The sequence below is a fragment of the Gordonia sp. NPDC003424 genome, assembly GCF_053588655.1.
Genome location: NZ_JBSFQJ010000009.1, coordinates 20,825 through 40,611, shown reverse-complemented (window position 1 = coordinate 40,611; position 19,787 = coordinate 20,825). Strand labels below are relative to the sequence as shown.

General features: G+C 63.4%; 18 protein-coding genes. 8 read left to right on the top strand and 10 right to left on the bottom strand.

The window, feature by feature from the left end; genetic code table 11:
* Window positions 1-345: 345 nt before the first annotated feature.
* Window positions 346-1,041: a GNAT family N-acetyltransferase gene (locus tag ACWDTI_RS14845; protein WP_449738862.1), complete on the top strand. Its 696-nt coding sequence runs from the start codon at window positions 346-348 to the stop codon at window positions 1,039-1,041.
* 167 nt (window positions 1,042-1,208) lie between these two features.
* Here the strand turns inward: ACWDTI_RS14845 and ACWDTI_RS14840 are convergent, their stop codons facing one another.
* Genes ACWDTI_RS14840 through ACWDTI_RS14825 form a run of 4 tightly spaced genes read right to left on the bottom strand, consistent with a single transcriptional unit; the run spans window position 1,209 to window position 5,885 of the window.
* Window positions 1,209-2,381: an amidohydrolase family protein gene (locus ACWDTI_RS14840; RefSeq protein ID WP_449738861.1), complete on the bottom strand. Its 1,173-nt coding sequence runs from the start codon at window positions 2,379-2,381 to the stop codon at window positions 1,209-1,211.
* Window positions 2,382-2,410: 29 nt separating this feature from the next.
* A complete protein-coding gene (locus ACWDTI_RS14835) occupies window positions 2,411-3,436 on the bottom strand; it encodes a VOC family protein (RefSeq protein WP_449738860.1) in 1,026 nt (341 codons plus the stop codon).
* 8 nt (window positions 3,437-3,444) lie between these two features.
* The gene (locus ACWDTI_RS14830) at window positions 3,445-4,311 is read right to left on the bottom strand and encodes an alpha/beta fold hydrolase (RefSeq protein ID WP_449738859.1); all 867 of its coding nucleotides are present in this window, start codon (window positions 4,309-4,311) and stop codon (window positions 3,445-3,447) included.
* A gap of 11 nt (window positions 4,312-4,322) precedes the next feature.
* On the bottom strand, window positions 4,323-5,885 hold the full coding sequence (locus tag ACWDTI_RS14825) for a bifunctional 3-(3-hydroxy-phenyl)propionate/3-hydroxycinnamic acid hydroxylase (protein ID WP_449738858.1): 1,563 nt from the start codon (window positions 5,883-5,885) through the stop codon (window positions 4,323-4,325).
* Between the two features lie 160 nt (window positions 5,886-6,045).
* On the opposite strand from ACWDTI_RS14825, the gene ACWDTI_RS14820 reads away from it, so the two are divergent.
* From ACWDTI_RS14820 to ACWDTI_RS14795, 6 genes are all read left to right on the top strand, one after another.
* Window positions 6,046-6,675 (top strand): TetR/AcrR family transcriptional regulator, encoded by a 630-nt coding sequence (locus tag ACWDTI_RS14820; protein WP_449738857.1) that lies wholly within the window; start codon window positions 6,046-6,048, stop codon window positions 6,673-6,675.
* Window positions 6,672-7,466 carry a 2-keto-4-pentenoate hydratase gene (locus ACWDTI_RS14815; protein ID WP_449738856.1) on the top strand — a complete coding sequence of 265 codons (795 nt, stop codon included), beginning with the start codon at window positions 6,672-6,674 and terminating at the stop codon, window positions 7,464-7,466. Before ACWDTI_RS14820 ends, ACWDTI_RS14815 begins: the two co-directional genes overlap by 4 nt.
* A gap of 10 nt (window positions 7,467-7,476) precedes the next feature.
* The gene (locus ACWDTI_RS14810) at window positions 7,477-8,433 is read left to right on the top strand and encodes an acetaldehyde dehydrogenase (acetylating) (RefSeq protein WP_449738855.1); all 957 of its coding nucleotides are present in this window, start codon (window positions 7,477-7,479) and stop codon (window positions 8,431-8,433) included.
* On the top strand, window positions 8,430-9,482 hold the full coding sequence (gene dmpG, locus ACWDTI_RS14805; RefSeq protein ID WP_449738854.1) for a 4-hydroxy-2-oxovalerate aldolase: 1,053 nt from the start codon (window positions 8,430-8,432) through the stop codon (window positions 9,480-9,482). The genes ACWDTI_RS14810 and dmpG overlap by 4 nt, the downstream gene beginning before the upstream one ends.
* The gene (locus ACWDTI_RS14800; RefSeq protein WP_449738853.1) at window positions 9,475-11,025 is read left to right on the top strand and encodes an MFS transporter; all 1,551 of its coding nucleotides are present in this window, start codon (window positions 9,475-9,477) and stop codon (window positions 11,023-11,025) included. Before dmpG ends, ACWDTI_RS14800 begins: the two co-directional genes overlap by 8 nt.
* Before the next feature lie 87 nt (window positions 11,026-11,112).
* Complete coding sequence (locus tag ACWDTI_RS14795; RefSeq protein WP_449738852.1) at window positions 11,113-12,246, top strand: amidohydrolase family protein; 1,134 nt, start codon at window positions 11,113-11,115, stop codon at window positions 12,244-12,246.
* Between the two features lie 272 nt (window positions 12,247-12,518).
* Here the strand turns inward: ACWDTI_RS14795 and ACWDTI_RS14790 are convergent, their stop codons facing one another.
* The 5 genes from ACWDTI_RS14790 to ACWDTI_RS14770 form a co-directional block, all read right to left on the bottom strand.
* Complete coding sequence (locus ACWDTI_RS14790) at window positions 12,519-13,472, bottom strand: IS3 family transposase (RefSeq protein ID WP_449738851.1); 954 nt, start codon at window positions 13,470-13,472, stop codon at window positions 12,519-12,521.
* A gap of 103 nt (window positions 13,473-13,575) precedes the next feature.
* Window positions 13,576-15,063 (bottom strand): group II intron reverse transcriptase/maturase, encoded by a 1,488-nt coding sequence (ltrA, locus tag ACWDTI_RS14785; RefSeq protein WP_449738850.1) that lies wholly within the window; start codon window positions 15,061-15,063, stop codon window positions 13,576-13,578.
* A 568-nt stretch (window positions 15,064-15,631) separates the two neighbouring features.
* Window positions 15,632-16,006: a transposase gene (locus ACWDTI_RS14780; RefSeq protein WP_449738849.1), complete on the bottom strand. Its 375-nt coding sequence runs from the start codon at window positions 16,004-16,006 to the stop codon at window positions 15,632-15,634.
* Between the two features lie 277 nt (window positions 16,007-16,283).
* Window positions 16,284-16,739: a PaaI family thioesterase gene (locus ACWDTI_RS14775; RefSeq protein WP_449738848.1), complete on the bottom strand. Its 456-nt coding sequence runs from the start codon at window positions 16,737-16,739 to the stop codon at window positions 16,284-16,286.
* 218 nt (window positions 16,740-16,957) lie between these two features.
* Window positions 16,958-17,314 (bottom strand): winged helix-turn-helix transcriptional regulator, encoded by a 357-nt coding sequence (locus ACWDTI_RS14770; protein WP_449738847.1) that lies wholly within the window; start codon window positions 17,312-17,314, stop codon window positions 16,958-16,960.
* Window positions 17,315-17,420: 106 nt separating this feature from the next.
* Between ACWDTI_RS14770 and ACWDTI_RS14765 the strand changes: the two genes are divergently transcribed.
* Window positions 17,421-18,245, top strand: a complete 825-nt coding sequence (locus ACWDTI_RS14765; protein WP_449738846.1) for an MBL fold metallo-hydrolase — start codon at window positions 17,421-17,423, stop codon at window positions 18,243-18,245.
* A gap of 568 nt (window positions 18,246-18,813) precedes the next feature.
* On the opposite strand, the gene ACWDTI_RS14760 is transcribed toward ACWDTI_RS14765, so the two are convergent.
* Window positions 18,814-19,740 (bottom strand): LysR family transcriptional regulator, encoded by a 927-nt coding sequence (locus ACWDTI_RS14760; protein WP_449738845.1) that lies wholly within the window; start codon window positions 19,738-19,740, stop codon window positions 18,814-18,816.
* Window positions 19,741-19,787 lie beyond the last annotated feature (47 nt).

The following is a 19,787-nucleotide window of genomic DNA, read 5'->3' as shown; positions in this document are numbered from 1 at the left end:
AACGTCCGTCCACCACCCTTTTCTGACCGCATGGTCTAAGTATAGACCATGCGGTCTGCGGCTTCGGTTGCGGCTAGTGATGGTCCCCGATCAAGGAGTCACGTGGACCTCGAACAAGCCGTCACGTGGGCTTCGTTCGAGTTGACACAGACAGAGAGGACTCGTCCCAACGAATCTTGAATGAATCGCAGGCCGGATCGCGTGGTGGCATCGACGAGGCGTTCTGACGGTATCTTCGGGCCCGGCCCGCCGCGCCGAGGAGAGGGGAAGTGCATCGACGTACGAGCAGCGCACCGCAATCATCGAGCTTTCTGGCAGCAGATCGCCCGGGTGTGTGGCGGTGCCGTGAACGAGGTACCGGGTGGCCTGATCGTCGAGACCGGAATTCAGGCCACCGGTTTCAATCAGCTCCATTGTGACGGCGTATCGCCCGGGAGCGACGAGGCGGCGATCGCTGCCGCCGATAAGCACTTCGGGTCGAGTGGGTCGTGGCGGATCGTAAGTGAAGGGCCCAGCGTCGCGGCCGAGCTGTTCGCCGCGCGTTACGGGGTCGAGCGCGAACCGCTGTACCCGGTTATGGCCATGCCCTTGGCCGGTTCCGTGCCACCGCCGGAGACGCCGCTCGTGCTCTCCACCGCGGAGGACGTCGCCGGCCTCCGCTCGTTCGTGGACTGCGCTGGGGCCGGATACCGGATGGACCCGGCCTTACTCAAGCCGCTCGCCACCAAGGCGGCGCTGGCGGAGGGCGATCTGCGGTTCCACCTTGGCCGCCTCGACGGGCGCTGTGTCGCCGTGAGCGTGAGCGTGCGGTCCGGCGACACCGTCGGCGTGTACTTCGTCGCCGTCCGGCGAGGCCTCCGCCGGCGCGGGTTCGCTGCGGCCGTCACCTGGCACGCGATCCACGACGGGGCGAACCCGGCCGCCAGCACCGCGGTGCTGCAGGCCACAACTGCAGGCTACCCGGTCTACACACGGATGGGGTTCACGCAGATCACCGACTACTGGCTGTGGGACCTGTCAGGGCTGCATCCACGTCCGTGACCAGATGATGGTTCGCTACGGCGTCCAGGTGCTCGAAGACCGCGAAGTGCCCACCGGCCGGCTGGTGCACCGCGATCCGACCGACGCAGTATCCGCGCGACGCCTCGACATCCGCGGGCGCGACAGGTCCAGCTACTCGTCCCACTTCAACACGTCCCATTACCAGTTTAGGTTGGCGCGCAATGTGTTTCGTCACCAGTGACGAAACGCCGCGGGTGCCACAGGCGGCGATGTGGGCCGGTCGAGACCGGTGATGAGGTCGGCGGCTCGGCTCTCGCTTGTCTGTATGTGATGACCCATGCACGATTTCGTTCGTTATCACGGTGCAATGCTTTGCTGACCACCCGCATGACTCTTCTACGCGCGGCGCCTCGGATGCTGTGTGGCGGGAGTCGTGCGCCGTCTTCGGTGTCAAACCGAGAGAACAGGCGTGCCGCGTTCGACCATTCGATTGCTGAACGCTCTTCGGTGTTCAGGCCAGCATAGATCTCAAGATTGGCGGCGAAATAAGAGCTGGCGGCAACCGGCGCGAATGGCCAGTCAGAACCGAAGGTGACATGCCCGGGCGAAGCGAACGCCAGAAGACTTGGCAGCGATGCGGCGCTGGCGGTCAGCGCGAGGTCGAAGTAGAAGGTGCGAAACTCATCGAGTATATCGAGAATGCTCCGGCCCGTTTCGCCGGCGATCGCGATCGCCATACGGTGCGAGGCGTAGGGTACGAATCCACCGCCATGGCTGAGCAGGAATCGGATATCGGGATACTGCTCTCGAATTCTGTTGCGCACGAGCAGATATGCGGCACGGGTGGTGTCAAGCAGGAAGTCTGTCGCAAACGGTGGTACCCCTGCCACAGCCGGTGCAGGTAGCTCTGCGGGATGGATGAAGGCGACGGCCTTGCGCGCGTTCAGTTCTGACCACAGCGGTTCGAGACCGGGCTCACCCAGATAGCGTCCGGCCGAGTTGGCCAGGAGTACCACGCCATCGGCGTGCAACTCATCGAGCGCTCGGATGGCTTCGGCGGTCGCATCCTCGGGATGAGGTGTAGGAAGAGTTGCGAAGAAGCCGAATTGCCTCGGTCTATCCCACACGAGGTCGGCGCTGTAGTCGTTGAGTTCGCCTGCGAGGCGGCGTGCGGCCTGTGTGTCGTCGAGGAAGGTCGTTCCCGGGGTGGACACTGACAGGATGGCGGCGCGCACCGCTAACGCGTCCATCGTCTCGAGTGACTTCTCTGGGCTCCAGTCGGGCAGGTTGCGTCCCCCTGCAGCGTCGATGCCGGCGGCTTTCAGTGCAGTCAGGTAGAACGGGGGAATGATGTGGTGGTGAGTGTCGATTCGGGACATAGTGGCTTCTCGCTCTGCGTGCTGATTGACTAGTTGTCCGGGATGCCGACGCCCGCGAGCGCCCGTACGGGGTCCTCGGCGTGGCGTAGGGAGATCATTCCCCGACGAAACTGGCCGAGCTTGTCGATGATGGTCTGCCCCTCAGGCGTATGTCCCCAGATGCTGATCCCTCGGTGGGTGCTTGGTTCCCAAGTCTTCTCGTCCACGGTGAGCGGGTTCCACCCCACCTCCCACTCGAAACCCGACGGCGTCTGAGCGTAGAAGGACAACTCCTTGTCGTTGGTGTGTTGACCGACCGACAATGCCATATCGAATCCCAATTGCTTCACACGTTGATAGGCCCTGGTCATGTCGTCGAGAGAGGCGACCTCGATGTTCAGGTGCTGAACCCGGGTGCGGATCGGGTTGACCGGCAGGGTGCGGACATTGGCAACCGCAATCGAGTGATGGCGTTCATTGACGCGGAGGAACCGGATCTTGAGCTTGGCTCCGCTGATCGTCTCGTCGATGTAGTCGGTGAGGCGGGCGTCGAAGACGGTGTTGTAGTAGCCCCGCATCTGGTGAGGTTTGGTCGAGGTGATCGCCACGTGCCCCATACCGGCTGTGCCGGTGACGAATCCGCCGCGGTTGGTCATCGCCAGTGGTTCGTCGGTGAGGTACGCGCGGGTAAAGATCTCCTGGGCCAGACGGTTGGGGCCGGGAAAGCGGATCAGCCGTTCCACCCCGCGGATGGCGGCATCTTCCTCGGTGCCGGCCACCGTGGGCACGCCGCGATTGGTCACCCGGCCGACGATATGATCAAACGACTCGTGGTCGTCGAGTTCCCAGCCAAGGGCGACGACGTCCTCGGCCGGGCCGCGCACGATGATGAATCGCGCTTGATGGTCGTCGAGGCGGAATCGGATCACCCCCGGCGACACCTCGTCGAGATGCATTCCGATGGCATCCTTTCCGAATCGTCGCCATTCGCTGAATCGTTGGCTTTCGATGACGATGTAACCGAGGTGCACGTTGCCGAACACGGAGGGCGCGTCGGTGATGGAGGTGTTCATCATCCGTTCCTTCACGCGTAGGTGCCGTCGAGGAAGTCCGCGACGACGCGGTTGAAAAGATCGGGGCGTTCCCACTGAACCCAGTGGCCGGTTCGGGCCGGCATCATCAGGTCGGCGTTGGGCATGCGATCGACCAGCATCTGGCCACCCGCCGGACGGTTGACCTTGTCGTTCTGACCCCAGATGACGAGAGTGCGGGTTGTCAGCGTGCGCAAACGTGGATCGCGAGTGAAGTCCATGCGCCACAAGGTCTTCAGCGCACCGAGCCCGGATGGTCGCCGCAGCGGCGGGTTGGCGACGACGTCCGGGTCGACCGAGGACCGGTAGCGTTCCTCGATTGCGTTGTCGGGAACGGCTTCTGCGTCGTAGACCAGGTATGTGCGGATGAAGTCTTCGAGCTTGTCGCGGCTGGGTCCCGAACCGGTGTAGTAGCCGAGGAGCGCGTTGAGACCTTTGGTGGGGGCGCCGCGTGTGGTACCGATTCCGCCTGGCCCCATCAAAACCAGCCGGTCGACGCGGTGCGGAGTGTCGAGGGCCAGTCGCAACGCGCAGGCACCGCCGTAGGAGTTGCCCACCAGATGCGCGCTGTCGAGTCCGAGGTGATCGAGCAAGGCCCGGATGGCATCGGCGAGAGCACCGAATGGATCCGTCTGCTGAAGGTTCTTGCTGCTTCGCCCATAACCGGGTAGATCCGGCACGATCACGCGGAAACGGGCGGCCAGAGCGTCGATGTTGCGAACATAGTTCGACAGACCGGAGGCGCCCGGTCCGCCGCCGTGCAGAAGTACGACCGGGTCGCCTGTGCCGATGTCGGTGTAGAAGATCTCGGTGTCGCCGTTGACTGTGATGGCGTGGGAGGTGTTGTCGGAGGCCAACATCGGGGTTTCCTTCATCGTGAGGTGGCGGTCGCCGCACGCAATCCTGCGGGCGGTGCTGGTAGGGTTCGGCCGGAATCGGCCGCGGCATAGACGAAGCCATCGGGACGGAGAACAACTGTCGACGCATGATGCTTGCCGAACCACGTCCGGAGTGCGCCGTCGGCGTCGACGACGGCGCCCGGTTCCGGAGCCGACACCGCCGGCAGCACTCTGATCTCTTCCACGCCGACCGAGCGCCACGCCGGGTGGTGCCGACCGTCGAGACTGAGTACTCGCCAGCGCCCGCTCAGCACATGGTCGAGGCGCACGCGTGATCCGTGTGCGTCGAGCACCCATGGCTGCGGAATCTGCCGTCCACGGGCGGGTTGTGCCTGATCGCTGAACAACCCGTCGGCGTAGTAGGCATCCGGGATCCACTTCGTGTCGACCATCCACCGCGAGAAGGACGAGAACTTCGACGCCGCTCGAAATGCGTGATTGCGCAACGCTGCTGCCCACGGGCGACGCTCGGTGATCACCTTGCCGGCGAACACTGCATGGGCTGTGGTCTCGCGTACGTGAGGTTCTCGTTCGAGCTGGTAGCTGTCGAGCGCCGACTCTGGAAGGGTTCCATCGATGACCGCGGCGAGCTTCCAACACAGGTTGGCGGCGTCGCGCACACCTGATGCCATCCCCTGGCCGATCCACGGCGGCATCGCATGCGCGGCGTCGCCTGCGAGAAACACCCGCCCGACACGCCAACGATCGGCCACTCGCACATGATGGCTGTAGACCACCGCGCGCAGGATCTCGACGTTGTCGCCGGTGATTCCTTGACTGTTCAGGATCGACCAGATGGCCCGATGCGTGACGAGGTAGTTCTCGTCCTCGCCATCCCGAACGGGAAATCCCCAGCGGTGATGACCAAGCGGCGTCGGGCAATCCACCGTGGGACGTGCCGGATCGCAGTGAAAACGCAATCGTGAGCTGCCATCCCAGTCACTGAGGACCTTTGTGTCGATGACGACCCATCGTTCGGTGTAGGTCGTGCCCTGATATCCGATGCCCAACTGTCCCCGGGTTGCAGAAGACCCGCCGTCAGCGGCGATCACATACGACGCGCGGATCCGGACGAAGCTGTCGTCGGCCAGGTCGGCCGCCAAGATCTCGGCGTCCTCGGCTCCGCTGAGCACCTTGAGGCTCTCGTGTCGTGTCAGCACGGTGACGTTGGGAAATCGTTCCACCCCGCCGCGCAACGTCTTGTCGACGGCGGGCTGGTAGATGAACTGCTGAGGCGGGTGGCCGGCACCTCGCGACGCAGGCTGCGCTTCCGCGAATGGCCGACCCGCAGAGTCGACGAAGGCGACTACTCCGCCGGGAAGCATGTCTTCCTGTAGGCGGTCGGCCAGGCCGACGTGTTGCCAGATGCGCATGACTTCTTCGTCTGTCGAGATCGCGCGTGCACGGCCGTAGATGTCTGGATCACGTTCGAGGACAACCACGTTCAGCCCATGCTGACCTAGAAGGTTGGCCGCGGTGACCCCGGTGGGGCCGTAGCCGATGATCGCCACGTCGTAGTGCGGAATATCGGACACAAAAGTCTCCTCGACCGGATCTCGCCTCCAGGGCGAGATGCCTCAACTTGCTGGAATGATCACTACGGTAAGTGCTTGACCGACGGCCGTCAAGGACTTACTGTAGTGATTGCTACGGCAATGGGTGACCGTGTTCGACGGTTGTCAGAAGGGCAAATCAATGGCAGACACATCGCGGCGGCGGCGCGCCAACGGGGAGGCGTCGAGGGTCAAAATTCTCGATGCGGCAACCGAAGTCGCCAGTGAACGCGGATACGAGGGAACGAGCATCAACCTGGTGAGCAAGCGGTGTGGGTTGCCGGCGAGTTCGATTTACTGGCATTTCGCCGACAAAGACGACCTCATTGCGGCAGTGATCGAGCGAAGCTTCGGTCGATGGCTTTCGGCGTGGAACATGCCCGAGGACGGGACGCCCCGTGACCGAGTCGCCGAGATGGCAATGCAGGTTGCCAAAGCGCTACTCGAGTCACCCGACTTTCTGCGGCTCGGATTGATGCTCGCGTTGGAACGGCGACCCGTAGAACCACGCGCCCGGGAGATGTACCTCCAGGTACGTGCGCAAGCACAGAACCAACTGCGCGAAGCGGCGACAGACCTGTCCCCGGACCTGGACGCTGCCGCGCTCGATCAACTCGCCACCTATGCCATGGCAGGTGCCGACGGACTCTTCATCGCCAAGGAGATCGGCGGTGATTCGGTCGATCTTCCAGCCATGTTCGAACTCCACGGCCGCATGGTCATCGATGCCGCACTCCAGCTCGCCGAATCAACCCGAGACGAGGACTCATGAGCTCTCCCCTACCCACCGCCGACCTCGATGTTTGGGCAGACAGGTTACACAACGCGCTGACCGACAGTTCCCCCATTCCGCCGTTGAGTGAGAGCATCCCCGACCTCGACGTGGCCGGCGCGTATGCGATCCAACAGCGCAATCTTCATCGCATGCTCGACGAAGGTGCGCGGCTGGTCGGCCGCAAGATCGGTCTGACGTCCGCGCCGATGCAGCAGTTACTGGGAGTCGACGAGCCCGACTTCGGATACATTCTCGACACCATGGTGCACCCCGATGGTGGCTCGATTCGCCTGTCATCGCTGTGCGCGCCACGGGTTGAGCCGGAAATCGCATTCCGGCTCAGCCGTCCGCTGCAGGGCCCGAATGTGGGCGTCGCCGACGTTCTCGATGCGACCGACGCGGTCGCCGCAGCCCTCGAGATCGTGGACAGCCGGATCGCCAATTGGCGAATCACCCTGTGCGACACCGTCGCTGACAACGCCAGCTCAGCCGCAGTGGTCCTCGGCCCCTGGCTGCCGATCAACGACGCACCCGACCTCGACGACATCACGGCATCCCTGCACGTCAATGGCGAGCAGGTCGACCACGGGGTAGCCACCGCGGTTCTCGGCCACCCTGCCGAAGCAGTGGCGTGGCTGGTAAACGCACTGGCCGCATTCGACACCGGACTGCAGGCCGGGGAATTCGTCATGTCCGGATCGATCACCTCGGCAGTTTTCGTCCACGCCGGTGACACAGCGTCCGCGGACTTGCCCGGCCTGGGCCACGTCTCCATCGACTTCACCTGAAAGAGCATCGATGACCAGAACACAACGCTACCCCGTCGCCATCATCGGCTCGGGAAACATCGGCACCGATCTGATGATCAAGATCCTCCGCAGCGACGGCCCCCTCGAGGTGGTCGCCATGGTGGGGATCGACCCGAACTCCGACGGCTTGGCCCGTGCACAGCGATTCGGCGTCGCCACCACCGCCGAAGGTGTCGACGGGTTGCTCGCCATGGACGAGTTCGCCGATGTCCGACTGGTTTTCGACGCCACCTCAGCCGGAGCGCACCGCGCCAACTGGCGCAAACTCGAGCCCACCAAGGTTCGGGTACTCGACCTCACGCCGGCATCGATCGGCCCGTTCTGCGTGCCGGTGGTCAATCTCGATGAACACCTGGATGCGCCGAACCTGAACATGGTGACCTGTGGCGGGCAGGCGACCGTCCCGATCGTCGCCGCCGTCGGCGCAGTCGCGCCGGTGTCGTACGCCGAGATCATCTCCTCGATCTCCTCCAAGTCGGCTGGGCCGGGAACACGCGCAAACATTGACGAATTCACCGAGACGACCGCCACCGCGTTGCGCGACGTCGGCGGCGCGCAACGCGGAAAAGCTGTGATGATTCTCAACCCGGCCGACCCGCCGATCCTCATGCGCAACACCGTGTATTGCCTCGTCGACGGCGACACCGACCATTCGGCGATCGAAGCGTCGATCACCGAGATGGTCCAACGGGTCAATTCTTACGTCCCCGGCTACCGGCTCAAGCAACGCGTGCAATTCGAGACATTCTCCGCCGACAACCCGCTCTACATCCCCGAGACCGGCAAGTTCAGCGGCACACGAGTCACCACGATGCTCGAGGTGACCGGCGCAGCACACTACTTGCCCGCGTACGCCGGCAACCTCGACATCATGACCTCGGCCGCGAAAGCCACCGCCGAACGCATAGCCGCCCACGCCACACAGTCCACCGGAGTCGCGTCATGACCACCGTTTACGTCAGTGACGTCACCCTGCGAGACGGCATGCACGCGGTCCGGCACCAGTACACGACCGAGCATGTGGTTGCCATCGCGACGGCACTCGACACCGCCGGTGTGGATTCGATCGAGGTCGCGCACGGCGACGGACTTGCCGGTTCCAGTTGCATCTACGGATTCGGTGCCCACACCGACCTGGAATGGATCGAAGCCGTCGCCGGTGCGGTCGAACGCGCCACAGTTGCGACGCTACTGCTACCCGGGATCGGAACCGTAGGCAATCTGAAGGATGCCTACCGCGCGGGCGCACGAACAGTGCGGGTCGCGACACACTGCACCGAAGCAGACATCTCCGCCCAACACATCGCGGCCGCCCGCGAACTCGACATGGACACCGTCGGCTTTCTGATGATGAGCCACATGGCCAGCCCGCACGAACTTGCCCACCAAGCCGCCTTGATGGAGTCCTACGGCGCTACCTGCGTATACGTCGTCGATTCTGGAGGAGCGATGACCATGCGTGACATCGCCGAGCGCTGTGACGCTTTGCGTGGAGTTCTGCACGGCGACACCGAAATCGGCATCCATGCCCACCACAACCTTTCACTGGGTGTGGCCAACTCGCTGGTGGCGGTCGAGCATGGCGCGAACCGAGTCGACGCGTCGCTGGCCGGAATGGGTGCCGGCGCCGGCAACGCGCCGCTGGAGGTGTTCGTGGCAGCCGCCACGCGAAGCGGTATCGAGCACGGCTGCAACCTCCATGCGCTCGAAGACGCCGCCGACGACCTCGTCCGCCCGTTGCAGGACCGGCCCGTGCGCGTCGATCGCGAAACGCTGACTCTGGGCTATGCCGGGGTTTACTCCAGCTTCCTGCGCCACGCGGAATCCATCGCCGAACGCTACGACATCGATGCCCGCAGCCTACTGGTGGAAGCCGGCCGCCGAGGCATGGTCGGCGGCCAAGAAGACATGCTCGTCGACATCGCGCTCGATCTGCTCGCCAGCAGTCGAACGCAGGCGTCTGAGGTCGACGATGACGCGACGGCCAATGTCTGAGACATCGTCCACCGCCGGTGTCGATCTGCCGTCCGGACGGTGGGGGCACCGTGGAGTGCTCCTCGCGATGTGTCTGGCGCTCATCCTCGTTGTGGCCTCGGTGTCTGCACTCAATCTCGCGCTCCCTGACCTGGCAATCAGTCTCGAGGCGGACAACACGGCACTGACCTGGATCGCCGACGGGTACACCGTTGCGCTGGCGGCGCTGGTTCTGCCGCTCGGTGCGGTCGGCGACCGTATCGGAAGGCGCTCGGTACTCATCGTCGGCGCGGTCGTCTTCGCCGCCGCATCCTTGGCGGCCGCATGCGCAGACTCCACGATGTCGCTGATCGCAGCACGGGTGGTGATGGGTGTGGGTGCAGCAATGATCATGCCCGGCACCCTGTCGACGATCACCGCCACCTTCCCGCCCGAACAGCGCAGCAAGGGAGTGGCGATCTGGTCGGGATTCGCCGCAGCAGGAGCGATCATCGGCATGCTCGTCGCCGGAACCCTGCTTGAACGCTGGGGATGGCAATCGATCTTCGTCACGAGCGCTGCCGTCGGCGTGGTGGCCGCCATCGCCGCCGCAGCCCTGGCGCCGAACACCCGCGATCACGACCCCCACAGATTCGATGTAATCGGTGCGCTGGCAACATCTATCGCAATCGGCACCCTGGTCTTCGCGATCATCGAAGGCAACGACCGTGGCTGGACCTCTCTCCCGGTCCTCATCTGCGCTGGAGTCTGCGTTCTCGGCTTCGTCGTCTACGCAGTCCAAGGGATGCGCACCCACCACCCACTGCTGGACCCGCAGTTGTTCGGACTACCGGGCTTCCGAGCGGGCGCCATCGTCGTGCTGACCCAGTTCATGGCCATCTTCGGGTTCTTCTTCGTGGGGCTGCAGTACCTGCAACTCATCCTCGACTACAGCCCACTGCTGGCGGCCACAGCGTTGATCCCGGTCGCAGCAGTGGTGATGCCCACGGCCACAGTGACTCCGCGCATGGTGGCATGGGTCGGCCTGAAGTACGTGATGGCCGCCGGTTTGACGCTCATCGCGGCTGGCCTGCTATGGATCTCACGCTTGCACGTGGACTCCGGGTACGGTCCCTTTCTGGGCGGCCTCATCGTCGCCGGTCTCGGCATCGGTTTGGCCAGCTCCACTGGAACCAGCGCAATCGTCGGTTCCCTCTCGCGCGACCAGCAAGGCGTCGCGTCGGCCATGAACGACACCACGCGCGAGGTTGGCTCGGCTGTCGGGATCGCGATCATGGGCTCGGTGTTCTCCAGCCAGTACAGCCAGCACCTTCCCGATCTCACCAAGCTCCCCGCTCAGGCTGCCGATGCCGTTCGGGACTCGGCCGCCGGTGGTCTGGCCGCCGCGGAACAACTCGGCGGTCCATCAGGTGCTCAACTCGGCGCCGCGGTCCGAAGCGCCTTCATCGAAGGCATGTCCGCGTCGATGATCTCGGTCGCCGTCGTTCTGCTCGTCGCTGCGATCGGATGCGCTCTCAAAGCTCCTGGACAACCACCCGACAGCGACGCCGCCGACAACCGGTGACTCACCCCGAGCCATCTGATAGCCGAATCCAGCCGAGATTGTCGATCGACGTCGCCACACCACTTCACCCCGAAAGGTCCAGAGTCGATGACTACTACCCCGAATCCATCCTTGCCCAGCAACATTGAGTCTCCGTTCGCCGTGAGTCGTCGATCACTACTCATCGGTGCCGGCGCGGTGGCTGCCGGGGCCGCAGTTGCGACGAGCGCTGCACCAGTGGGTGCTGCACCTGCACCTTCGGGGCGGTACCGGATTGATTTACACGCCCATTTCCTCCCACCGGAGTACCGAGCCGCACTGCTCGAACACGGCCACTTCACCATCGGTGGATATCCCACCCCGCAGTGGTCGCCGGAATCAGCGATCGACTTCATGGACCGCTGGGGCATTCAATCCCAGGCACTGTCGGTGTCCGACCCGGGTGTGTCCTTCCTGCGTGGCAAGGAAGCCCGCGATCTCGCCCGCTACTGCAATACCTACGCCGCCCAACTGTTCCGCACCCACCGCACCCGCTTTGGCGCATTCGCGGTGCTCGCCATGCCCGATGTCGCGGCTTCGATCGCCGAACTCGAGTACGCACTCGGCACCCTCCACCTCGACGGCGTTGTGTTGTTGTCCGCTTACGACGGCGTCTACCTTGGCGATCCTCGATTCGAACCGCTCATGGCTGCGCTCAACCGCCGCAAGGCGTTCGTGTTCGTCCATCCCGCCGCCATCCCGGACAACGCCAAACCCGTACTCCCACTTCCGGACTTCCTCGAAGAATTCACTTTCGACACAACCCGCGCAGCAACCCTGATGCTGGCGGGCGGCACCCTGCGCCGCTACCCCGGCATCCGGTTTCAACTCTCCCACGCCGGCGGGACGTTGCCATTCCTGTCGTGGCGCATCGGCGTCCTTGCCGAAACGCCCGTCGGCAACCATTGGCCTGCCGATGCTCCGCGTCCCTCGGCCATCGACGTGCAACAACTGATCCGCACGTTCTACTTCGACACCGCTCTGAGCGCGTCCGAAGCCGCAATGCGGTCGGTACTCGCAGTCGCACCGCGTTCTCATATCGTCTTCGGCTCCGACTGGCCGTTCAGCCAAACCGTGTTCCTCGAAGGCGGGGGTGACCCTGCTCGCGGATTGAGCGGCGTGTTCAACGCTAGCCAACGCTACGAGATCGAACGCATCAACGCGTTACAGCAACTTCCCCGTTTACGCGCCGCCGTGAGTTGACGGGACTCAACCCACTGCATGACCTCAAAGATTCACCGCCACAGATGGTCAATGCCATCTCGTGGATCCCGAAGTCCTTCGCGATTTGCGCGAGCGTCACGTTGGTTTGACGGTGACGGGCTACTCGACCACATCGTCACGGAATTCCTGCGGGTGAAGGTTCGGCACGGTTGTCATCGTTCCAGGGCAGCCTCCCCAGGGAAGCCAGATCAAGTGTCACCTCCACCCGCAGCAGGCCCGAGGATTGATCCCTCCCGGCGTTTCCGGAGAGCTCATGTTGTGAGTGCTTCCTCCGGATTGAGGGTGCGCATGCGATCGTAGTGGAGTTGCTCTGCCCGGTCGGGGGTGAGGTCGTGGCAGTAGCTGTGTGGCCGTTCTCGGTTGTAGAACGCCACCCATTCGGCGGTGCCCAGCGACAGCTCGGTAGCTCCATGGAACAGGGGCTGGTTGTCGACCAGTTCGTTCTTGTAGTCCGAGTTCACCGATTCGGCCAGGGCATTGTCGAAACTGTCCCCGACACTGCCGATAGAGGCCGCGATCCCGTCCTCGGCCAATCGCTGCCCGAACACGATGGCAGTGTACTGCGATCCGGCGTCGCTGTGATGGACCAGTTTGCTCAAATCGACTACCCCGCAACGCTTTCTGTAATCGATCGCATTGCTGATCGCATCGGTCACCAAGTTCACCGTCATCTCCGTAGCCGCCTTCCAACCGACGATCTTGCGGGCGAACACGTCAGTCACGAATGCCGTGTAGACCCAACCGGATTCGGTGCGGCAGTAGGTGAAATCGGCCACCCACAGGCGGTTAGGTGCCGCGGCATAGAACTGCCGGTCGACCAGATCCGTCGGCCGCTTGGCCGCCGCGTCGGGGATGGTCGTGCGCACCCGCTTCTTCTTGATCGCGCCGTGCCATCCCATCTCCCGCATGACCCGCTCAACCGTGCACCGAGCAACATCTAATCCGGTGCCACGCAGCATTATCCACGTCTTTCGTGTACCCAGAACGCGGGTCAGGGGTTTGTTCTTGCGGAGCATGAAGATCGCATCGATGACCTGCGCGTCGGCGAGCATCCGCACGCTCGGCCCGCGGTTGATGTGGTCGTAATATGTGGACGGGGCGATGCGCCAGCCGTGCTCAGAGAGCACAGTGCACATCGAATCGACTCCCCAGATAAGACCATCCGCACCCACCCGGTGTCCCTGGTAGGTGCGGATGAAGTCCACAATTACCGGTGTGGCCGGTCGATGAAAGTCGGCCCGGGGCGCGGTGAATGCCTTGCGGCATTTCCGTCTCCCCGGACCGCTTCCCGAACCCGGCGTGCACCTTTCAATGCACCGGGCTCTCCACGAGAGCCGTTGTGGCATCGGCGTTCACCGTGTCGACAGGTTCTGGCCAGGGTGAAGGGATCACCGAACCGCGGTAGCGGTATCGGGTGGTGCCGATCTTCTCCAGATCGATCAATTCCCGTTCGTCCCCAGCGGGCCACCATCCGCCGCCGCAGTAGCGGCGGCGGAGTTGCGTCCAGGTCGTTTTCGGGTGTTTGCGGCGCAACCATCTCCACACCGTCTGCCACAGGTAATGGCTGATGTAGGAGAACACCGCCGAGGACACCCCGGCCCGGAAATACCCCGCCCATCCCCGCACACTCGCGTTCACGCGGCGTAACAGGACATCGAGCGGTTGGCCGACCCCGATCTGTCTGCACAACGTCTTGATCTTCCGGCACGCGGCCACCACGGCCTTCTTGGACGGATAGACATAGACGTAGTGCCGGTTGGTTCCTCGTTTGCGATGTCGCTGGATGCGCCACCCGAGGAAATCCAACCCGTCGTCGATGTGGGTGATCAGGGTCTTGTCCGGTGACAGACGCAACCCCATCGCCGCCAGCACGGCGGCGATGTCCTCCCGGAACTGCTCGGCGTCAGCCCTGGTGCCCCGAATCATCAGGCACCAGTCGTCGGCGTAGCGGACGAGCTTGAAATTCGGCAGGCCATGACGCAGGCGTGCCGCCCGCTCAACCTTGCCGGTATTCGGCCCGCCCGCGAGCCCGGCGATGTACTCGTCGAGCACCGACAAGGCGATGTTCGCCAGCAGCGGTGAGAGAATCCCACCCTGCGGGGTACCGGCGGTGGTGTCTTCCAGCAGCTTGTCCTCGGTGAGGATGCCCGCCTTCAGAAATGCCTTCACCACGGCCAGGACGCGTTTGTCGCCGACACGTCGACGCACCCGGCCCATCAGGGCCGTGTGGTCGATCTCGTCGAAACATGCCTTGATGTCTCCCTCGACAACCCACTCGTAACACCGAGGTCGGGTCGCGAGGTAACGCACCTCGGCCACCGCGTCATGAGCCCGGCGCTTCGGACGGAACCCGTAGGAACACGGCAGAAAATCCGCTTCGAAGATCGGCTCCAACACCAGCTTCAACGATGCCTGGACCACCCGATCAGCGATCGTGGGAATACCCAGTCGACGCAACGTGCCGCCGCTCTTGGGAATCATCCGCTCACGGACCGGCACCGGCCGGAAACTGCGGTCCTTCAGACCAGACCGCAATCGGTCAAGGAACTCCTCAACGCCCTGCACCTGCGCGACGCTGGACGCGGTACGCCCATCCACCCCGGCAGTTCCGGCACCCTTGTTCCCGCTCACCCGATCCCACGCCACCAACAGAAACGCCGGATCGGCAACAACATTGAACAGATCGTCGAACCTGCGATGCGGATCATCGCGTGCCCAACGGTGCAGTTTGGTCTGGATCTTCAGTACCCGGCGTTCCGCCTGCACCAGCGCGGACTCCAGTTCGTCGGTATTCACCGTCGACCACTCCTCCTGACATTCCAGTACTGTCACTGCGTCTTTCGCTGGTCCCCTTCGCCCTGTAGCCGTCTCTCACGGCCGCCGAGACGGGCACGTCACCACCCGCGACTACTACGAGACCTCTGCCCCAACCTGCGTCTGTCAGCCGGACACGGGCCTTCCATCACGACGAGCCGGATACTCGCCACGATGGGCCACACACAGGTCGGTTCCCACGTTCACCAGGACATCGATCGGTCAGGGAGGCACCCAGCTTTACCCCGGCAGCATCGCCACGACTACGCCGCAGACCTTCACCGTGGCCTCCTCACCGCCCGAAATACACGGCATCGGAGACGACACCCTCGGAGATAGAGGACGTCGAGCACTGCAGACCGGCCCAGATCCGCCAGGTTTGGAGCCGGCTTCGCGGTTACGGGGCGTCCACCACTGGTTCGCTCACGCTGTACCTTCTGACCTTGCTCGACGAGCCCGCACCGTCTGGCAGTACCAGCACGACTCGCCTTTGTCGGGGCCGCTTGCCACCCTCCCCGGCGCTCCCCGGATCAGGCTGCCCCCAGCTTCATCAGGCCGCTGCGACGACCCGAAAGAGACGGTCTCTCACCACCTCTCGATATACCCAGCGCCTCGTGGCGCACATTTCGGCCGCGAAGAAAGCCGACGCCGCCTTCAGGATCCCGTTGGCCCGTTTGAGTTCGGCGACCTCCTGTTTGAGCCTGCGGATCTCCTCGTTGTCGGCCTTCGCGGTGGCGCCCTCAGCATCAGCGGCCGGGGCCTTACGAACCCACTGGCGGACAGTTTCCGCCGAGGTCACCCCCAGCAGATCCGCGGTCTTGCGCATCGCCGGCCACTCCGCCGACCCTTGCGCCACCAACTGGGTCACCATGTCCACGGCGTCTCGCTTCAACTCAGCCGAGTACCGCTTCGATCCTGCTGCCATAGGTTTCATCCTCCCTTGAGAGGAGCCCTCCGGAAACCCCGGGACGGATCAGATGGAGACCCGATAGCTTCTGGTCATGGCTCTGCAGAACATTCGCCACCGATTTTGACAAGGTTCTCGGCCCACGAATTTCACCCAAGGTGGCGAGCCGCAGGTCAGTGCCTTGCCCCTCGCCACTCCCCTTGCCCGTTCACATCCTCCTCCTATCTTGAGTGCGTCACGGTGAAGTTCGCTGAACTGCCCGCTGTGCGCAACGAATTGCGATCGAGTGTGTGACTCAGGCCTCCGGCGTGAAGACCATGCAGGTGGTGGTGGCGTGTGCAATGAGTTTGCCGTTGTCGTCGACCACTTTGCCCTCGGCGGTGGCTGATCGACGCCCGACGTGAATGACTGTTCCTGTGGCGCTGAGCTTCTTCCCATCGACCTGAGCCGCTCGAATGTAGTTGACCTTGAGTTCGAGGGTGGTGTAGCTGACTCCAGCCGGCAGCGTCGAGTGAACTGCGCAGCCCATGACGGAGTCGAGCATGGTCGCGCAAATCCCACCGTGCACCGTGCCCAGCGGATTAGTGAAATCAGGAATCGTCGTCAGCGACATCTCCACCCGGCCATGATCGACCTCGTCGAAACGCATGCTCAGCAGACGGCGGATGGAGGGGACATCATCGTTGTCGTGCTGTTGAATCCAGCGCAGCAACTCCAGCCCGCTCATCGATGCAATGTCAACGTGTGTCATGGTCGGACTTCCTTGTGATCGCTGGATTCGAGCGCGGACAGCGCCGGACCGTACATGCGTTGCTTGATGATCCCGAGGGTGGTCCCGGCCTTCGCGGTGTTACCCTCCGCGATCGCGAACGCTGCGGATCGTTGACCGAGGCGATCCAGTCCGGATGAAAGCGATTCTCACTGTCTCCCAGGTCGAGCAGGAAAACGCCGCTGTCCTCGTGGTGTAGCTCAGGCATGTGTGTCCTTACGTTGTTGCACTTTGGGTTCGGCCCATTTCAGGGCCCAGCGGTTGAGGTCGAGGAGCACCTCGCCCATCTCGGCGCCCCGTTCGGTGAGTCGGTAGTCGACACGAGACGGCTTGTCGGCGCCGAGGGCGCGTTCGACGAGTCCCTCCCCCTCCAACTCCTTCAGGCGTTGGGACAGTATTCGGTCGGTGATACCCGGGATCGCGTTTGCGATCTCGGTGAACCGGGCCGGTCCGGGTACCAAGGCGCGCAACACTGTTGGCGCCCACCGCCGACCCAGCAGTTCACCGGCCACCGCGAAGTACGGGCAGTACGGCACCCACTCCTTCGGTTCGTCCATCGCGCGCCCTCCTTTGCTACGGTTACAATAGTATACTACGGTTTGTATAGTTACAGGTGATTGGTCCCGCCACGCCCCAGAGATGCTTCTGAAAAGGAAATCGAAAATGTCGCCGCTCAACGTCAATGTGTTCACCAGCCCCGAAAAGGAAATGGCCGCCGAGCGTGTGCGTCCGTTCGGCCCGGAACCCGCGTTCGACCCCGCCACATCAACCTTGATCTACGGTGAGCGCGACGCCATGCTGGTGGACACGCAGGCGACGGTCGCCGAAACCGAGGCGCTCGCCGCATGGATCAAGCTCCATCGCCGTACCCTGACGACGATATATATCACGCATGGCCATTTCGACCACTTCCTCGGTCTGAGCACGCTCCGCAAGCACTTCCCGGCCGCCCGTGCCATCGCGACACCACAATCCGTGGAACTCATGCGCGCGCAAGTCGGCGCGATGCCACTGTTCCACAAGCGTTTCCCCGGTCAATTGCCCGACGACGTTGTGCTACCCGAGGCCTACGCCGAGGGGTCGTTCAGCCTTGAGGGCGAAGAAGTCCGCATCATCGAACAAGGCCGCACCGACGCCGTCGACACCACCTCGCTGTACGTTCCTTCGATAGACCTCATCGTGGCAGGCGACGTCGTCTACAACAAATGTCACGTCTACGTCGGCGACACTACGTCCGAAAGCCGAGCCAATTGGATACAAGCCCTCGACGGGCTCGAAGCTCTCCACCCGAAAATGGTGGTCGCCGGACACAAGAAGGTCGGCGCCCTCGACACTCCCGACATCATCGAAGCCACCCGCGGCTACCTGATCGCGTTTGACCGACTGCGCGCCGCAATCACCGACGACCGCGAACTCTACGACGCCATGACCGACCTCTACCCCGACTGGGTATGCCACCAGACATGGCTCATGTTCGGGTTCCGGTGACCCGGAGAACACCTACTCGTCCTACTTCGACACGTCTCGTTACCAGTTAAGGAGGGCGCGTTCAACCTGGATCGCCGTCGATTTGTGGCTGAGCATCGAAATTGGCGAATGTGCAACGAGTTGGCAAAAAAGAGCCGAAATTTGGCAACGATTGCTCACGGCCGGGCTCTCAGTTGCTCTGCTGAGAATCGACGGTCGATGCATGTTGGAGCTGGCTGCGGATCAATGTCCCTGTGACCGTGGTACTTTCGGTGTAGTTAGATGTCGGGAGGTTACCTGCTACGCGATGATTCGGCCACTCCGTGAGGACGAGAAACGTCACTGTGACGAAAGTGGATGTTGTCGGCCCCGGCCCGGCCGTACCCCACGATCGATCTCGGCCTGCTTGACCCACGTGCGCAACGCTTGAAGATGCACACCGAGTTGAATCGCCGATCCGTTTGAACGCTCCCTGGTGCGTTGACGCTTCCCGTACTTGATTGACCCCGTGCGGAACGAAAACTTGTACGTGCCAACGGTTCTCAGCCGGTAGCCGGGCCACCACAACTGAGTGCACGGCACTGCTGCGTCAGCTACGACGCGTATGCGACGAGGATCCGATCGTCTGATCGGGCGGTGTGTCGAGGTGTGTTCGGGCTGCAGCCACCAACGCGCGTGCGGGTGGTGTGAGGTTTCCCTTCCGGCTCACGAGTGCGACGTGGAGGTAGGTTTCCGGGATGATGTGATGCACTGTGGCGCCGAGGCGTTCGGCAAGCCGGGCCCAGGATGATGGCATGACGGCGTGCCCGATGCCGTCGAGGATCATCGGCAGGATCGAGGTTCGGTGGGCGACTTCGGCGGCGATTGTCACGTCGACGCCGCTGGCGAGTACGTCGTCGACAAGGGCGCGCATGAGTGAGCCGCGCTGGGAGACGATCAGTCGTAGTCCGGCGAGGTCGTCGGGTGGCACGTGTGCCGGCAGTTCGCGATCAGTGTGGCCGCAGATCAGGATCAGGGGTTGCTTGCCGAGATCGAGGGTATCGAGGTCGGAGGCGCGGACGGGTGTGGCGGCGCCGAGCAAGCCCACCTCGCATTGTCCCGAGCGCACCGCGTTGAGAACGTCATCGGGCGTGAAGGCGGCTTCGGCGTTGACGGTGACCCCCGGGTAGGCCCGGGCGAAGTCGGCGAGGATCTGCGTGAGCGGCTCGATCCCGGGCGAGGGCATGGTGATCAGGTCGACCCGGCCGGCACGTAGCTGTTTGAGCGCGCGTACCGAGGTTTCGGCGTGGTCGATGTCGCGCAGCACGATTCTGGCCGGTCCGATGAGTTCGGTGCCGGCATCGGTCAGCACGAGGCGGCGACCGATGCGGTGGAACAACGCCACCCCGAGTTCACGCTCGAGGGTGGCGATGGTCTGCGACAGCGATGGCTGCGCGATGAGCAGCGTCTCGGCGGCCTTGTTCATGCTGCCCTCGTCGACGACTGCCAGAAAGTACTTCAGTTGCCGCACATCCATATCCTCTAACCTGCACGTTCACTCTCAGATAGGCAAGTCCTATAACG

Coding starts and splice junctions, on each gene's coding strand:
- ACWDTI_RS14840 (WP_449738861.1), bottom strand. CDS start 2,381: ATGTCCCGAATCGACACTCACCACCACATCATTCCCCCGTTCTACCTG.
- ACWDTI_RS14835 (WP_449738860.1), bottom strand. CDS start 3,436: ATGATGAACACCTCCATCACCGACGCGCCCTCCGTGTTCGGCAACGTG.
- ACWDTI_RS14830 (WP_449738859.1), bottom strand. CDS start 4,311: ATGTTGGCCTCCGACAACACCTCCCACGCCATCACAGTCAACGGCGAC.
- ACWDTI_RS14820 (WP_449738857.1), top strand. CDS start 6,046: ATGGCAGACACATCGCGGCGGCGGCGCGCCAACGGGGAGGCGTCGAGG.
- ACWDTI_RS14815 (WP_449738856.1), top strand. CDS start 6,672: ATGAGCTCTCCCCTACCCACCGCCGACCTCGATGTTTGGGCAGACAGG.
- ACWDTI_RS14810 (WP_449738855.1), top strand. CDS start 7,477: ATGACCAGAACACAACGCTACCCCGTCGCCATCATCGGCTCGGGAAAC.
- dmpG (WP_449738854.1), top strand. CDS start 8,430: ATGACCACCGTTTACGTCAGTGACGTCACCCTGCGAGACGGCATGCAC.
- ACWDTI_RS14800 (WP_449738853.1), top strand. CDS start 9,475: ATGTCTGAGACATCGTCCACCGCCGGTGTCGATCTGCCGTCCGGACGG.
- ACWDTI_RS14795 (WP_449738852.1), top strand. CDS start 11,113: ATGACTACTACCCCGAATCCATCCTTGCCCAGCAACATTGAGTCTCCG.
- ACWDTI_RS14780 (WP_449738849.1), bottom strand. CDS start 16,006: ATGGCAGCAGGATCGAAGCGGTACTCGGCTGAGTTGAAGCGAGACGCC.
- ACWDTI_RS14775 (WP_449738848.1), bottom strand. CDS start 16,739: ATGACACACGTTGACATTGCATCGATGAGCGGGCTGGAGTTGCTGCGC.
- ACWDTI_RS14770 (WP_449738847.1), bottom strand. CDS start 17,314: ATGGACGAACCGAAGGAGTGGGTGCCGTACTGCCCGTACTTCGCGGTG.
- ACWDTI_RS14765 (WP_449738846.1), top strand. CDS start 17,421: ATGTCGCCGCTCAACGTCAATGTGTTCACCAGCCCCGAAAAGGAAATG.
- ACWDTI_RS14760 (WP_449738845.1), bottom strand. CDS start 19,740: ATGGATGTGCGGCAACTGAAGTACTTTCTGGCAGTCGTCGACGAGGGC.